This is a genomic window from Streptomyces sp. NPDC085460 (assembly GCF_044541975.1).
GTDB lineage: Bacteria > Actinomycetota > Actinomycetes > Streptomycetales > Streptomycetaceae > Streptomyces.
In genome coordinates this window covers 388,818-404,065 of record NZ_JBITTO010000003.1, presented here as the reverse complement: position 1 = coordinate 404,065, position 15,248 = coordinate 388,818, and the positions used below count along the sequence as shown (strand labels likewise).

Here is a 15,248-nt window from a genome sequence, read left to right as displayed (position 1 = left end):
GGTTGAATGACTTCAATGGTGGGTCGGCGGCCCGTATGGTGTCAACCCTGTGGATAACCGCCTGCTCCGTCCGGGGCGCAGACGAGCGGGTCACCGGTGGGACGGGATCGGGTGGGGAAGCCCGGGATCGGGGTGGGATGAGCGCGCACATCGACGGCAGCGGGGAGCGGCGGCCGGCCGGGGGGATCCTGGCGCTGTCCATGCCCTACCAGGTGGTGGCCGCGGTGGCGCTCGCCGCCATGGCCGTCTTCGCCGGCCTGCATCTCGCGATGGTCTTCCTGCACGTGGCGCCGTCGAACACGGTCACCAAGCAGCACGGGCAGGCCGTCGACGACTGGATCTACCCCGAGTTCGAGCAGAACTGGAAGCTCTTCGCGCCCAATCCGCTCCAGCAGAACGTCTCCGTCGAGGTCCGCGCCGAGGTCACCGACGCCTCCGGCGCCCGGCGGACCACCGACTGGATCGACCTCACCGCGCAGGACGTCGAGTCCATCCGGGGCAACGTCTTCCCCAGCCACACCGACCAGAACCTGCTGCGCCGGGCGATCGACTGGTACGGCAACGCCCACGACGACGAGGGCCGCCCCAAGGGCATGCGCGGCCGGCTCTCGGAGGCGTACATGCGCCGTATCGTGCTGCCCCGGATCGAGGGTCCGCAGGCCCGCGCGGACGTCGGCGGGACCGTGGAGCGGATCCAGCTCCGCCGGATCGTCCGGCCGGTCGCGGCCCCGCACTGGAGCAACGAGAAGCGCTCCACCGACCCGTCCACCACCGTCATGCCGTGGTGGGAGATCACCGACGCCGACCGCAGCCGTACGGAGACGAGCCGATGACCGCCCCCCGCCCCGCACCGGCCGCGGCGCCGGCCCGCGTGCCCGCCGACCGCAGGCTGGCCCGGGCGGCGCAGACCGTCACCTCGCGCGCGCTGGGCCCGTACCAGACCGCGATCGTCCGCATCGGCTTCGCGCTGACCTGGCTCTTCTTCCTGCTGCGGGAGTTCCCGCACCGGCACGAGATGTACGGCCCCGACGGCCCCTGGTCGTTCGATCTCGCGCGCCGGCTGATCGCCGACAACCGGGCCTTCACCGTCCTGATGTGGTCCGACGGGCGGCTGTGGTTCGAGGTGGTCTACGGGCTCGCCGTGGTGGCCGCCGTGCTGCTGCTGGTCGGCTGGCACACCCGGGCCGTCTCGGTCGTCTTCATGGTCGGCGCGCTGTCCCTGCAGAACCGGTCCGTCTTCCTCGGTGACGGCGGCGACAACGTGGTGCACCTCGTCTCGATCTACCTCACGCTGATCCGCTGCGGCCAGGTGTGGTCCCTGGACGCCCGGCGGGCCGCCCGCGGGGCCGCCGCGGGCGGGAAGGCCGCCGGGCGGTCGGAGCTCGCGGGGCCGGTCCTCTGGATCGTCCTCGGCGGGTTCCTGGTCGCCGCGACCTGGTTCAGCCCGGTCACCGGCGAATGGTGGATGTACGTGCTGCTGTGGGTGCTCTGGCTCGGCCAGGGCCTGTGGTGGCTGGTGGAGCAGTACGCGCCCGGTGAGCCCCGCGTCCTCCTGGACGTCCTCGCGAACCTCGCCCACAACGCGACGCTCGTGGTCCTCATGGCCGAGGTCTGTCTGATCTACGCCACCGCCGGCTGGTACAAGATCCAGGGTTCGCGCTGGCAGGACGGCACGGCCCTCTTCTACCCGCTGCACCTGAACTACTTCACGCCCTGGCCGGGGCTGTCCGAGCTGCTCGCCTCCAGCGGGATCATGGTGATGCTGCTCAGCTACGGCACCGTGATCGTGCAGGTCGCCTTCCCGTTCACGCTCTTCAACCGCAAGGTGAAGAACGTCCTGCTCGTCGCGATGATGCTGGAGCACGCCGGCATCGCGGTCCTGCTCGGCCTGCCGGCCTTCTCGATGGCGATGATCGCCGCCGACGCCGTCTTCCTGCCCACCGTCTTCCTGGTGTGGCTCGGGGCGCGGGTGAGCCGCGGCAGGGACCGTCTGCTGCGGCGGAGGCCCGCCGCCCCGGAGCTGCCCCCGCAGCGGCCCGCCGGCGAGCCCGCGGAGGGGCAGCCGCGCGGGGAGACCGGAGGGGGATCAGGCGGGGAATCCGGCGGGGAGGCCGCTCCCCGTACCCTCGTCGGGTGAGCACCACCGAAGAACACCCCGCGCCGGACGGGGCCGAGCCGCTCCAGTACGACGACGGCTACGGCCCCGAGATCGGCGTCGGACCGCACCCCGGGCCGTGGCCCGAGGACCCGCGCTACGACCGCGAGCTGCTGGCCGGGGGAGACCGGCGCAATGTCGTGGACGCGTACCGCTACTGGACCCGGGAGGCGATCGTCGCCGACCTGGACACCCGCCGGCACGACTTCCACGTGGCCGTGGAGAACTGGGGCCACGACTTCAACATCGGTTCGGTGGTGCGGACCGCCAACGCCTTCCTGGCCAAGGAGGTGCACATCGTGGGGCGGCGCCGCTGGAACCGGCGCGGCGCCATGGTCACCGACCGCTACCAGCACGTGCGGCACCACCCCGACACCGAGGCGCTCACCGCCTGGGCGGCGGCCGAGGACCTGCCGATCATCGGCATCGACAACCTGCCGGGCTCGGTGCCGCTGGAGCGGACCGTCCTGCCCCGCCGCTGCGTGCTGCTCTTCGGGCAGGAGGGGCCCGGGCTGACCGAGGAGGCCCGCCGCCATGTGCGGACGGTCTGCTCGATCGCCCAGTTCGGCTCCACCCGGTCGATCAACGCCGGGGCGGCCGCCGCGATCGCCATGCACGCGTGGGTGCAGCGCTACGCGGAGATCGACGCCCCGTAGGACCGGCGGGGGCCCGGAAGCCCCCGCCGGGGCGGTGTCACGCCTGGCGGCGCACCTCGACCACACGGAACCGGTTGGAGACGAAGGCGCCGTCGCACAGCGCGGCGTTCGCCGCCGGGTTGCCGCCCGAGCCGTGGAAGTCGGAGAACGCGGCCGTCTGGTTCACGTACACCCCACCCGTCAGGTTGAGCGAGAGCTGCGCCGACTCGTCCAGGCAGATCTCCTCGACGGCCCGCTCGGTGTCGGCGGACGTCGTGTACGCGCCGACCGTCATCGCGCCCTTGTCGCGGATGGTGCGCCGCAGCAGCTCCAGGCCGTCGGCGGTGGAGTCCACCGAGACGGCGAAGGAGACCGGGCCGAAGCACTCGGAGAGGTACGCGGCCTCCGCGTCCGGCTTGGAGCCGTCCAGCTTCACCATGACCGGGGTGCGGACGACCGCGCCCGGGAACTCCGGGTTGGCGACCTCGCGGGAGGCCAGGGCCACCTCGCCGAGCCCCGCCGCCGCCTCCAGGCGGGCCTTCACGTCCGGGTTGACCAGGGCGCCGAGCAGCGCGTTGGCCCGGGCGTCGTCGCCCAGGAGGCCGCCGACCGCGCCCGCCAGGTCGGCCACGACCTCGTCGTAGGACCTGGCGCCCTGGTCGGTGGAGATGCCGTCGCGGGGGATCAGCAGGTTCTGCGGGGTGGTGCACATCTGGCCGCTGTACAGGGACAGCGAGAACGCCAGGTTGGACAGCATCCCCTTGTAGTCGTCGGTGGAGTCGATCAGCACGGTGTTGACGCCGGCCTTCTCCGTGTAGACCTGCGCCTGGCGGGCGTTGGCCTCCAGCCAGTCGCCGAACTCGGTGGAGCCGGTGTAGTCGATGATCCGGATCTCCGGGCGGACCGCCAGGGTCTTGGCGATGCCCTCGCCCGGGCGCTCGGTGGCCAGCGCCACCAGGTTCGGGTCGAAGCCGGACTCGGCGAGGACCTCGCGGGCGACCTTCACGGTCAGCGCCAGCGGGAGGACCGCGCGCGGGTGGGGCTTCACCAGGACCGCGTTGCCCGTCGCGAGGGAGGCGAAGAGGCCCGGGTAGCCGTTCCACGTCGGGAAGGTGTTGCAGCCGATGACCAGGGCGACACCGCGGCCGACCGGGGTGAACTCCTTGCTCAGCTCCAGCGGGTCCCGCTTGCCCTGCGGCTTGGACCAGGCGGCCCGGCCGGCCGGGGTCCGGGTCTGCTCCTCGTACGCGTACGCCACCGCCTCCAGACCGCGGTCCTGCGCGTGCGGGCCGCCGGCCTGGAACGCCATCATGAACGCCTGGCCGCTGGTGTGCATGACGGCGTGCGCGAACTCGTGCGTGCGGGCCGAGATCCGGGCCAGGATCTCCAGGCAGACCAGGGCGCGCGTCTCGGGCCCGGCGTCCCGCCAGGCGGGGAGGCCGGCGCGCATCGCGGGCAGCAGCACGTCGATGTCCGCGTGCGGGTACTCGACGCCCAGCTCGGGGCCGTACGGAGAGACCTCGCCGCCGGTCCAGCCGTCGGTGCCCGGCTGATCGAGGTCGAAGCGGGTGTTCAGCACCGCCTGGTGGGCGGCGAGGCCGGCGGCGGCGTCGAGCGAGCCGTCAGCCCCGTACGCCTTCGGGTGCTCCGGGTACGGCGACCAGTAGGCGCGACTGCGGATGGTGGCGAGGGCCTGATCGAGCGTGGGCCGGTGCTTCGTGGCCAGAACGTCGGTGGTCGGCTGGGCGGTGGCCATGGGTGGACCAACTCCTCGTCGAGCTGGGCAGGGAGACGCGTACGGAGTTAGAGTAACCGAACGATCGGTCGGGACAAGGGGGTCTCCCGATCCTGTGGAAAACCCGGGGTCCGTCGGCCGAGAACCCACGGTCCGCCGACCGGAAACCCCGGGGTCCGTCGACCCTGTGGAAACCCATCGGGGAGGATCACACCTATGAGCGCCGCCGACACGAGCGCCGCCGCGCAGGCCAACGGGACCGTCAGGGGGAGCGCCACCATGGACGACGCAAGCGCCGCGGGCGAGGGGATCGAGCGGGACCGGACGGTCGCCGTCGTCGGCACCGGCACCATGGGCCAGGGGATCGCGCAGGTGGCGCTGGTCGCCGGCCATCCCGTACGGCTCTACGACAGCGCCCCCGGCCGGGCCGCCGAGGCCGTCGCCGCGATCGGCGCCCGGCTGGACCGGCTCGTCGAGAAGGGCCGGCTGGACGCCGCCGCCCGCGACGACGCCGCCGGGCGGCTGCACGCGGCAGGCGACCTCGCCGAGCTGGCCGACGCGGCCCTCGTCGTCGAGGCGATCGTCGAGGACCTGGCGGTCAAGCAGCGGCTCTTCGCCGACTTGGAGAAGACCGTCGCGGACGACGCCCTCCTCGCCACGAACACCTCCTCCCTCTCCGTCACCGCCATCGCCGGAGGGCTGCGGCTGCCCGGCCGCTTCGTCGGCCTGCACTTCTTCAACCCGGCGCCGCTGCTCCCCCTCGTCGAGGTCGTCCGGGGCTTCGCCACCGACGAGACCGCCGCCACGCGCGCGTACGAGACGGTTCTGGGCTGGGGCAAGACGCCGGTGCGCTGCGCCGACACCCCCGGCTTCATCGTCAACCGGATCGCCCGCCCCTTCTACGCCGAGGCGTTCAGGGTGTTCGAGGAGCGCGGCGCCGACCCGGCGACCATCGACGCGGCGCTGCGCGAGTGCGGCGGCTTCCGGATGGGCCCGTTCGAGCTCACCGACCTGATCGGCCAGGACGTCAACGAGGCCGTGACCCGGTCCGTGTGGGAGTCCTTCTTCATGGACCCGAAGTTCACGCCGTCGCTGGCGCAGCGGCGGCTGGTGGAGTCGGGGCGACTGGGCCGCAAGACGGGGCACGGCTGGTTCCCGTACGCGGAGGGCGCCGAGCGGCCCGAGCCGCACACCGCGCCGCCCGCGAAGGCGCCGGAGCGGATCACCGTGCGCGGTGACCTCGGGCCGGCCGCGGAGCTTGTGGGGCTCTTCGAGGAGGCGGGGATCGCCGTCCGCCGCAAGCGGGGCGACGGCTTCATCGAGCTGCCGAGCGGCATGAGGCTCTGCCTCGTGGACGGCGAGAGCTCCTTCGAGTTCCACCAGGAGGAGATCGCCTACTTCGATCTCGCCCTGGATTACGCGGCGGCGACCCGGATCGTCCTGTCGGTCCGGGAAGGCACCGCCCCCGACGCCGTCGCCGAGGCCGTGGGCCTCTTCCAGGCGACCGGCAAGCGGGTCTCCGTCATCGGCGACGTGCCCGGCATGATCGTCGGCCGGACCGTCGCGATGCTGGCGGAGCTCGCGGCCGACGCCGTCGACCGGGGCGTCGCCACGGCCGAGGACATCGACACGGCGATGCGGCTCGGGGTGAACTACCCCGCAGGACCGCTGGAGTGGGCGGGGAAGATCGGGTACCGGCGCGTGTGCGCCCTGCTGAGGGGCCTGCACGAGCGGTACCCGACGGGCCGGTACGCGCCGGGCGTCGGCCTCGTGCGCCGCGCATACACCGAGGAAGCGGAGGAGGACCGATGACGACGGCCCGACGTGACACGTACACCCCCGAGACGCTGCTCTCGGTCGCGGTGACGGTCTTCAACGAGCGCGGTTACGACGGCACGTCCATGGAGCACCTGTCCAAGGCGGCCGGGATCTCCAAGTCCTCGATCTACCACCACGTGGCGGGCAAGGAGGAACTGCTGCGGCGGGCGGTCAGCCGGGCCCTCGACGGGCTCTTCGCGATCCTCGACGAGCCGGGCGCGGTGCGCGGCCGGGCGGTGGAGCGGGTCGAGTACGTGACCCGGCGGACGGTCGAGGTGCTGATAGCCGAGCTGCCGTACGTGACGCTGCTGCTGCGGGTGCGGGGCAACACCGCGACCGAGCGGTGGGCGATGGAGCGGCGCCGGGAGTTCGACCACCGGGTGGCCGAGCTGCTCGGGGCGGCCGCGGCCGAGGGCGATCTGCGGTCCGACGTGGACATCCGGCTCGCGACCCGGCTCCTCTTCGGCATGATCAACTCGCTGGTGGAGTGGTACCGGCCGCACCCGGACCAGGCGGAGCGCGACCAGCTCGCCGAGACCGTCGCCCACCTGGCCTTCGACGGGCTGCGGAAGGCCGGCTGAGGACGCCTGGAGGGCTTTGACGGGGCCGCGGAGGCCCGTAGCGGTTCAGGAGGGCCCCCAGGGGGGTCAGGAGGGCCCGGGAAGCGTCCCAGCGGCCCCGGAAGGCGTACGGGCCCCGGAAGCGTGACGCGGCCTGGAAGGCACGTGGAGAGGGCCCCGGAGACCGTCCGGGGCCCTCTCGCACGTGCGCGGCGCCTTACGGCCTCGGGTCGGCGTTCATGTCCATCTCGTCGAAGACGAGCAGGGTGCGGGTGGAGAGCACCTCCGGGATCGCCTGGAGGCGGGTGAGGACCAGTTCCCGCAGGGTGCGGTTGTCCGGGGTGTGGACCAGCAGCAGGACGTCGAAGTCTCCGCTGACCAGCGCGATGTGCGCGGCCCCGGGGAGCGCCTTGAGCTGTTCGCGGACCGTGCGCCAGGAGTTCTGGACGATCTTGAGCGTGATGTAGGCGGAGGCGCCGTGGCCGGCCCGCTCGTGGTTGACCCGGGCGCTGAAGCCGCGGATCACGCCGTCGTCGATGAGCCGGTTGATCCGGGCGTACGCGTTGGCCCGGGAGACGTGCACCCGCTCGGCCACGGACCGCACCGAGGCGCGGCCGTCCGTCTGGAGCAGCCGCAGGATGTCCCGGTCTATCGCGTCCAGCGGGCGGGCCGGGACGGCGTGCGCCGGCGTGTCCGGGGGAGCGCTCAGCACTTCGCCCGCGACGTCCGCCGCCGCCTCGTCCGGGGCTCCGCCCCGAGCGACGGCCATTTGTTCATCCGCCATGTCCCCCCGCCTCTCTCCGGTGGACGACCTGTCTCTATCCCAGGCTGTGGAGAACCGTTTGTCCACAGGCTGAAGGTGCCTGTAGCCAAAATGCCTCCACGACCGAACAATCGGTAGGTGAGGCGCGCCACACCCGCGCCACCCGCCTTCGGGTGTTATGCCCGCTCCCACGAGGAGGTGGACTCGTTGCAACAGCGCAGTTCGACAGTCCAGGAGCCGCTCGCCGAGACGGCCTACCGGCCCACGCCGCCGCCCGCCTGGCGGCCGCGGACCGACCCCGCCCCGCTGCTGCCCGACGCCGAGCCGCTGCGCGTGCTCGGCACGGACGCGGTGGCCGACGCCGACCCCGCGCTGCTGCGCCGGCTCTACGCGGAGCTGGTCCGCGGCCGCCGGTACAACGCCCAGGCGACCGCCCTGACCAAGCAGGGCCGGCTCGCCGTCTACCCCTCCACCACCGGCCAGGAGGCGTGCGAGATCGCCGCCGCCCTCGCCCTGGAGGAGCGGGACTGGCTCTTCCCGTCGTACCGGGACACCCTCGCGGCCGTCGCCCGCGGCCTCGACCCCGTACAGGCGCTGACCCTGCTGCGCGGCGACTGGCACACCGGCTACGACCCGCGCGAGTACCGCGTGGCGCCGCTGTGCACCCCGCTCGCCACCCAGCTGCCGCACGCCGTGGGCCTCGCCCACGCGGCCCGGCTGAAGGGCGACGACGTGGTCGCGCTCGCCATGGTCGGCGACGGCGGCACCAGCGAGGGCGACTTCCACGAGGCGCTGAACTTCGCCGCCGTCTGGCAGGCGCCGGTCGTCTTCTTCGTGCAGAACAACGGCTTCGCGATCTCCGTGCCGCTCGCCAAGCAGACCGCCGCCCCCTCCCTCGCCCACAAGGCCGTCGGGTACGGCATGCCGGGCCGCCTGGTGGACGGCAACGACGCGGTCGCGGTGCACCAGGTCCTCACCGAGGCCGTGGCCCGCGCGCGGCGCGGCGGCGGCCCGACCCTGGTCGAGGCGATCACCTACCGGATCGACGCCCACACCAACGCCGACGACGCCACCCGCTACCGCGCGGACGGCGAGGTCGAGACCTGGCGGGCGCACGACCCGGTGCTCCTGCTCGAACGGGAGCTGACCGCGCGCGGCCTGCTCGACGAGGAGGGCCGCCGGGCCGCGGCCGAGGCCGCGGAGACCATGGCGGCGGAGCTGCGCGAGCGGATGAACGCCGACCCGGTGCTCGACCCGATGGACCTCTTCACCCACGTCTACGCCGAGCAGACCGCGCAGCTGCGCGAGCAGGCGGAGCAGCTGCGGGCCGAACTCGAAGCGGAGGGCGAGAGCCGATGACGACGGCGACGACCGGCGCGGCGGCCGCCAAGGCGGCGGGCCGGCCCAAGCCGGCCACCATGGCGCAGGCGCTCCAGCGCGCCATGCGCGACGCGATGGCCGAGGACCCGACGGTCCACGTCATGGGCGAGGACGTCGGCACCCTCGGCGGGGTCTTCCGGGTCACCGACGGGCTCGCCAAGGAGTTCGGCGAGGACCGCTGCACGGACACGCCGCTGGCCGAGGCGGGCATCCTCGGCACCGCCGTCGGCATGGCCATGTACGGCCTGCGGCCCGTGGTGGAGATGCAGTTCGACGCGTTCGCCTACCCGGCGTTCGAGCAGCTCGTCTCGCACGTGGCGAAGATGCGGAACCGGACGCGCGGCGCGATGCCGATGCCGATGGTCATCCGCGTGCCGTACGGCGGCGGGATCGGCGGCGTCGAGCACCACAGCGACTCCTCCGAGATCTACTACATGGCCACCCCCGGCCTGCACGTGGTCACCCCGGCGACCGTCGAGGACGCCTACGGGCTGCTGCGGGCGGCCATCGCCTCCGACGACCCGGTCGTCTTCCTGGAGCCCAAGCGGCTCTACTGGTCGAAGTCCGACTGGTCGCCCGAGGCACCCGCGCGCGTGGAGCCCATCGGGAAGGCCGTCGTCCGCCGGTCCGGCACCAGCGCCACCCTGATCACCTACGGTCCCTCGCTGCCCGTCTGTCTGGAGGCCGCCGAGGCCGCCACCGCAGAGGGCTGGGACCTGGAGGTCGTGGACCTCCGCTCGCTCGTGCCCTTCGACGACGAGACCGTCGCCGCGTCGGTGCGGCGCACCGGCCGCGCGGTCGTGGTCCACGAGTCCGGCGGTTTCGCTGGACCCGGCGCCGAGATCGCCGCCCGGGTCACCGAGCGCTGCTTCCACCACCTGGAGGCTCCGGTGCTGCGGGTCGCGGGCTTCGACCTCCCCTACCCGCCGCCGATGCTGGAGCGGCACCACCTGCCGGGCGTCGACCGGGTCCTGGACGCGGTCGCGCGGCTCCAGTGGGAGGCGGGAAACTGATGGCACAGGTCCTGGAGTTCAAGCTTCCCGACCTCGGTGAGGGACTCACCGAGGCCGAGATCGTCCGCTGGCTGGTGAACGTCGGCGACGTCGTCGCGATCGACCAGCCGGTCGTCGAGGTCGAGACCGCCAAGGCGATGGTCGAGGTGCCGTGCCCGTACGGCGGCGTGGTCACCGCCCGTTTCGGCGAGGAGGGCACCGAACTCCCGGTCGGCGCGCCGCTCCTGACGGTCGCCGTCGGCGCCTCCGCCGACGGCGGGACGCCCGCCGCGCCCGCCCCCGGGGCGGAGCCCACACCGGCCGGGCCGTCCGCCTCGCCCGCTTCGTCCGCGGACTCCGCGGTGTCGTCGGAGTACTCGGGCAATGTCCTCGTCGGCTACGGCACCGCGGGCCCGGCGGCCCGCCGGCGCCGGATCCGGCCCCAGTCCCCGGCCGTCGCGAACCCCACGCCGAACGCGACGGCCGGCCCCGCGCCTACGGCCACCGCCCCGGCGGTGAAGGCGGGCACGCCCGCCCCGGTGGCCGCCGCGCCCGCCCCGGTGGCCGCCGCGCCCGCTCCGGTGGCCGCCGCGGTCGCCACCGCCGCGCCCGGGGGGCCTCTCCCGGTCATCTCGCCGCTCGTGCGGAAGCTGGCCCGCGACCGGGGCCTCGACCTGCGCGAGGTGCGCGGCTCCGGCCCCGAGGGCCTGATCCTGCGCGCCGACGTCGAACGGGCCCTCACCGCGCGCGAGACGCCCGTCGCGGCGCCCGTCGGAGCGGCTGTCGCGATGCCCGTCGGGACGGCCGCCCCCGCCGTGAGCGCCGCCCCGGCCGGGGAACGGATCCCGCTGCGCGGACTGCGGGGAGCCGTCGCCGACAAGCTCTCCCGCAGCCGTACCGAGATCCCCGACGCGACCTGCTGGGTGGACGCCGACGCCACCGAACTCATGGCCGCGCGGGCAGCGATGAACGCGGCCGGGGGACCGAAGATCTCGCTCCTCGCGCTCCTCGCGCGGATCTGCGCCCACGCCCTGGCCCGCTTCCCCGAGCTGAACTCCACCGTGGACACGGCGGCCCGCGAGATCGTCCGGCTGCCCCAGGTGCACCTCGGCTTCGCCGCCCAGACCCCGCGCGGACTCGTCGTCCCCGTGGTCAGGGACGCCGGGACCCGGACCGCCGAGTCGTTCACCGAGGAGTTCGCCCGGCTCACCGAGTCGGCCCGGCAGGGCACCCTCACCCCGGCCGACCTCACCGGCGGCACCTTCACCCTCAACAACTACGGGGTGTTCGGGGTGGACGGCTCCACGCCGATCGTGAACCACCCCGAGGCGGCGATGCTCGGCGTCGGCCGGATCATCCCCAAGCCCTGGGTACACCAGGGCGAACTGGCCGTCCGTCAGGTGGTGCAGCTCTCGCTCACCTTCGACCACCGGGTCTGCGACGGCGGCACGGCCGGCGGCTTCCTGAGGTACGTCGCGGACTGCGTCGAGCAGCCCGCGGTACTGCTCCGCACGGTCTGAGCACATCCGGAGCGGTGCGCCCCCGGCCGGCCCGGCCCGTCTCATCAGGGGACCGGCCGGGCGCCGTCGGACGGCGGCGGACCATACTGCTGGGGTGACCACCGCATTCGACGCCGTCGTGCTCGCCGGAGGCGCCGCGCGGCGCCTCGGCGGTGTGGACAAACCAGGGGTACGGGTCGGCGGCCGGGCCCTGCTGGACCGGGTGCTCGCCGCCTGCGCCGGAGCCGGCCGGACCGTGGTCGTCGGCGACCCGCGCCCGACCGTCCGGCCCGTCCGGTGGACCCGCGAGCAGCCGGCCGGCACGGGCCCGGTCGCCGCGCTGGACGCCGGGGCCGGGGCCCTCCGCCCGGGAGCCCCCGGATCCGCGGGGCCGGGCGTCGACGGGACCGATGCAGAAACCAGAGCCTCATCCGGAGCCGGAGCCGGAACCTCAGCCGGGGCCGGACCCGCAGCCGGAGGCCCCGCCGGCGCCCGTGCCGGGGCCGGTGCCGCCCGTGCCGGGGCCGGGGCCGGTGCCGTGGGGCTTCCCGGTGCCGAGGCCGTGCTCGTGCTCTCCGCCGATCTCCCGTTCCTCGACGAGGCGACCGTCCACCGGCTCCTCGCCGCGCTCGACGCCGAGCCGGAGGCCGAGGCCGCGCTCCTCACCGACGCCGACGGCCGCGACCAGCCGCTCGTCGCCGTCTACCGCGCCGGCCCGCTGCGCCGGGCGCTCGACGAGCTGCGGAACGCCCACGACGGTCTCGGCAACCTCCCCCTCCGCCTCCTCACCGCCGGGCTCCGTGTCGTCCGCGTCCCGGCCGGCCCCGACGAGGCGTCGGCCTCCTTCGACTGCGACACCTGGGAGGACATCGCCACGGCCCGGGCCCGCATCAGGGACCATGGAGCCGTGCTGGACGAATGGATCACCGCAGTCAAGACCGAACTGGGCCTCGACCTGGACGTCGACACCGGCGTCCTGCTCGACCTGGCCCGTGACGCCGCCCACGGCGTCGCCCGCCCCGCCGCGCCCCTGACGACCTTCCTCGTCGGCTACGCGGCGGCGAAGGCCGCAGAGGACGGCACGGCCCCCGCCGAGGCGGTCGCCGAGGCCGCCCGCAAGGCCGCCGCCCTCGCCCAGCGATGGGCGGCCGAACAGGACGAGGCCGGATGACGCCCGGACAACCCGCCCCGGCCCCCGCCCCCGCGTCCGAGCGGGGGCGCGGGCACCACCGCGCCACCCCCTGGCCCGAGGCGCGCGCCCTCGCCGCCCGCGCCGGAGCCGAGGCGCGGGCCGGGAAGGACCGCCCGCCCGTCCGCGTACCGCTCGGGCAGGCCCTCGGCCGGACCCTCGCCGAACCGTTGCGGGCCCTCACCGACCTGCCGTCCTTCGACAGCTCCGCCATGGACGGCTGGGCGGTCGCGGGCCCCGGCCCGTGGACCGTGCGCGAGGAGTCCGTCCTCGCCGGGCACGCCGGAGCCGCCGCCCTCGCCCTCGGAGAGGCGGTACGCATCGCCACCGGCGCCCGCGTCCCCGCCGGCGCGACCGCCGTCATCCGCACCGAGCACTCCCGCACCGAAGGCGACGAGCGCGCCGAGAGCATCGAGGGCGCCGATTGCGCCGAGCGCACCGAGCGCACCGAGCGCGCCCAGAACGCTCCCGCCGTCGGCCGGGCAGCGGCCGGAACGGTTCTGCTGCTCCATCCCCTCCGCGAGGTCGTCACCGGCCAGGACATCCGCCCCCGGGGCCAGGAGTGCCGCACCGGTGACGAGCTGCTGCCCGCCGGTACCGTCGTCGGCCCGGCCGTGCTCGGCCTCGCCGCCGCCGCCGGATACGACGAGCCCGCCGTGCTGCCCCGCCCGAGCGTGGAGATCCTCGTCCTCGGCGACGAGCTGCTGACGGCGGGACTCCCCCACGACGGCCTCATCCGGGACGCGCTCGGCCCGATGCTCGGGCCCTGGCTGACCGCGCTCGGCGCCGAGGTCCTGGCGACCCGCCGGATCGGCGACGACGCGGAGGCCCTGTACCTGGCCGTCACCACCTCCGCCGCCGACCTCGTCGTCACCACCGGAGGCACCGCCGCCGGGCCCGTGGACCACGTCCACCGGGTCCTCGACAAGGCCGGCGCCACCCTGCTGGTCGACGGAGTGAAGGTCCGCCCCGGCCACCCCATGCTCCTCGCCCGCCTCGACGCCGGACGCCATCTCGTCGGCCTGCCCGGCAACCCGCTCGCCGCCGTCTCCGGCCTCCTCACCCTCGCCGCGCCCCTGCTGGCCGCGCTCACCGGAGAGCCGTCGGAGCGGGCCCCCGAGACGACGGAGCGGGCCGACGAGCCGGCCCCCGAGCCGACGGCCAAGGCCACGGGTGGCGCACCCGCCCTCCGTGACGCCGTCCAGGGCCACCCGTACGACACCCGCCTCGTGCCCGTCGTCCACCGGGACGGGCTCGTCGTCCCGCTGCGCTACAACGGGCCGGCGATGCTGCGGGGCATCGCCGCCGCCGACGCCATGGCCGTCGTCCCGCCGGGCGGAGCGGAGCCCGGGCGACGCCTTGAGCTCCTCGCCCTCCCCTGGCCGACCGCGACGCAGCTCGCCCAAGGAGCATGTTTCACGTGAAACTTCCCAGCCGTGACGTCATGGCCCGCCATGCCGACGAGAAGGTCACCGGTGCGCGGATCCACCTGCCGAGGGCGAGGGTGGACCCGCTCCGCCAGGTCGGTCAGCGCCTCCTCATGGCCCTCGGCGTCCTGTTCCTGACGGTCCTCATCGTCTACGCCGACCGCGACGGCTACCACGACAACGCCAACGAGAGCGTCGACTTCCTCGACTGCGTCTACTACGCGACCGTCACCCTCTCCACCACCGGGTACGGCGACATCGTCCCGTACAGCGACGCCGCCCGGCTCGTCAACGTCCTGGTGATCACGCCGCTGCGCGTGCTGTTCCTGATCATCCTGGTCGGCACCACCCTCGAGGTCCTCACGGAGCGGACCCGGGAGGAGTTCCGGCTGAAGCACTGGAGGTCCACCTTGCGCGACCACACCGTGATCGTCGGTTTCGGCACGAAGGGGCGGTCCGCGATCCAGACCCTCTGCGCCACCGGCCTCCGCAAGGACCAGATCGTCATCGTCGACCCCTCCGGCAAGGTCATCGAGGCGGCCAACCTCGACGGCTTCGTCGGGGTCGTCGGCGACGGCACCCGCAGCGACGTCCTCCTCCGGGCCGAGGTGCAGCGGGCCCGCCAGATCGTCATCGCCACCCAGCGCGACGACACCGCCGTCCTGGTCACCCTGACGGCCCGCCAGCTCAACCGGGGCGCGAAGATCGTCGCCGCGGTCCGCGAGGAGGAGAACGCGCCGCTGCTCCGCCAGTCCGGTGCCGACGCGGTCATCACCAGCGCCTCCGCCGCCGGCCGGCTGCTCGGCCTCTCCGTGCTCAGCCCCAGCGCCGGCACCGTCATGGAGGACCTGATCCAGCAGGGCTCCGGCCTCGACCTGGTCGAGCGCCCGGTGACCAAGGCGGAGGCGGGCCGGAGCGTGCGGGAGACCGACGACCTGGTGGTCAGCGTGCTGCGCGGCCACCGGCTGCTCGGCTACGACGACCCGTCGGCCAGCCCGCTCCAGCTCACGGACCGGGTCATCACCATCGTCCGGGCGGCCCCGATCACCCCGCTCACCACGCCGCCGGAAGACTGACGCCACGGACGCGCGGGAG

Annotated in this window: 13 protein-coding genes; 11 read left to right on the top strand and 2 right to left on the bottom strand. The window is 74.2% G+C overall.

What is annotated here, in order from left to right; translation table 11 throughout:
* Window positions 1-137: 137 nt before the first annotated feature.
* The 3 genes from ACIGHB_RS09700 to ACIGHB_RS09690 are packed head-to-tail and all read left to right on the top strand — an operon-like array spanning window position 138 to window position 2,811.
* Window positions 138-833, top strand: a complete 696-nt coding sequence (locus tag ACIGHB_RS09700; protein WP_360308022.1) for a DUF5819 family protein — start codon at window positions 138-140, stop codon at window positions 831-833.
* Window positions 830-2,137 (top strand): HTTM domain-containing protein, encoded by a 1,308-nt coding sequence (locus tag ACIGHB_RS09695; RefSeq protein ID WP_399911154.1) that lies wholly within the window; start codon window positions 830-832, stop codon window positions 2,135-2,137. The genes ACIGHB_RS09700 and ACIGHB_RS09695 overlap by 4 nt, the downstream gene beginning before the upstream one ends.
* Window positions 2,134-2,811 (top strand): TrmH family RNA methyltransferase, encoded by a 678-nt coding sequence (locus ACIGHB_RS09690; protein WP_360308028.1) that lies wholly within the window; start codon window positions 2,134-2,136, stop codon window positions 2,809-2,811. Before ACIGHB_RS09695 ends, ACIGHB_RS09690 begins: the two co-directional genes overlap by 4 nt.
* Before the next feature lie 37 nt (window positions 2,812-2,848).
* On the opposite strand, the gene paaN is transcribed toward ACIGHB_RS09690, so the two are convergent.
* Window positions 2,849-4,546 carry a phenylacetic acid degradation protein PaaN gene (paaN, locus tag ACIGHB_RS09685; RefSeq protein WP_399911151.1) on the bottom strand — a complete coding sequence of 566 codons (1,698 nt, stop codon included), beginning with the start codon at window positions 4,544-4,546 and terminating at the stop codon, window positions 2,849-2,851.
* A 258-nt stretch (window positions 4,547-4,804) separates the two neighbouring features.
* Here paaN and ACIGHB_RS09680 point away from each other — a divergent pair, with 258 nt between their 5' ends.
* Window positions 4,805-6,337, top strand: a complete 1,533-nt coding sequence (locus ACIGHB_RS09680; protein WP_399911640.1) for a 3-hydroxyacyl-CoA dehydrogenase — start codon at window positions 4,805-4,807, stop codon at window positions 6,335-6,337.
* Window positions 6,334-6,924 (top strand): TetR/AcrR family transcriptional regulator, encoded by a 591-nt coding sequence (locus ACIGHB_RS09675; RefSeq protein ID WP_360308034.1) that lies wholly within the window; start codon window positions 6,334-6,336, stop codon window positions 6,922-6,924. Before ACIGHB_RS09680 ends, ACIGHB_RS09675 begins: the two co-directional genes overlap by 4 nt.
* A 196-nt stretch (window positions 6,925-7,120) precedes the next feature.
* Here the strand turns inward: ACIGHB_RS09675 and ACIGHB_RS09670 are convergent, their stop codons facing one another.
* Complete coding sequence (locus tag ACIGHB_RS09670; RefSeq protein ID WP_360308037.1) at window positions 7,121-7,687, bottom strand: Lrp/AsnC family transcriptional regulator; 567 nt, start codon at window positions 7,685-7,687, stop codon at window positions 7,121-7,123.
* Between the two features lie 186 nt (window positions 7,688-7,873).
* Here ACIGHB_RS09670 and pdhA point away from each other — a divergent pair, with 186 nt between their 5' ends.
* From pdhA to ACIGHB_RS09640, 6 genes are all read left to right on the top strand, one after another.
* Entirely contained in the window at window positions 7,874-9,025 is a 1,152-nt protein-coding gene (pdhA, locus tag ACIGHB_RS09665; protein ID WP_399911147.1) for a pyruvate dehydrogenase (acetyl-transferring) E1 component subunit alpha, read from the top strand.
* Entirely contained in the window at window positions 9,022-10,059 is a 1,038-nt protein-coding gene (locus ACIGHB_RS09660; protein ID WP_360308040.1) for an alpha-ketoacid dehydrogenase subunit beta, read from the top strand. Before pdhA ends, ACIGHB_RS09660 begins: the two co-directional genes overlap by 4 nt.
* Window positions 10,059-11,558 carry a dihydrolipoamide acetyltransferase family protein gene (locus ACIGHB_RS09655; protein ID WP_399911142.1) on the top strand — a complete coding sequence of 500 codons (1,500 nt, stop codon included), beginning with the start codon at window positions 10,059-10,061 and terminating at the stop codon, window positions 11,556-11,558. The genes ACIGHB_RS09660 and ACIGHB_RS09655 overlap by 1 nt, the downstream gene beginning before the upstream one ends.
* Before the next feature lie 94 nt (window positions 11,559-11,652).
* Window positions 11,653-12,708, top strand: coding sequence for a DUF6457 domain-containing protein (locus tag ACIGHB_RS09650; protein ID WP_399911140.1), 1,056 nt, complete (start codon window positions 11,653-11,655; stop codon window positions 12,706-12,708).
* Window positions 12,678-14,150: a molybdopterin molybdotransferase MoeA gene (locus ACIGHB_RS09645; RefSeq protein WP_399911137.1), complete on the top strand. Its 1,473-nt coding sequence runs from the start codon at window positions 12,678-12,680 to the stop codon at window positions 14,148-14,150. The genes ACIGHB_RS09650 and ACIGHB_RS09645 overlap by 31 nt, the downstream gene beginning before the upstream one ends.
* Window positions 14,138-15,229 (top strand): potassium channel family protein, encoded by a 1,092-nt coding sequence (locus ACIGHB_RS09640; protein ID WP_360308052.1) that lies wholly within the window; start codon window positions 14,138-14,140, stop codon window positions 15,227-15,229. Before ACIGHB_RS09645 ends, ACIGHB_RS09640 begins: the two co-directional genes overlap by 13 nt.
* Window positions 15,230-15,248 lie beyond the last annotated feature (19 nt).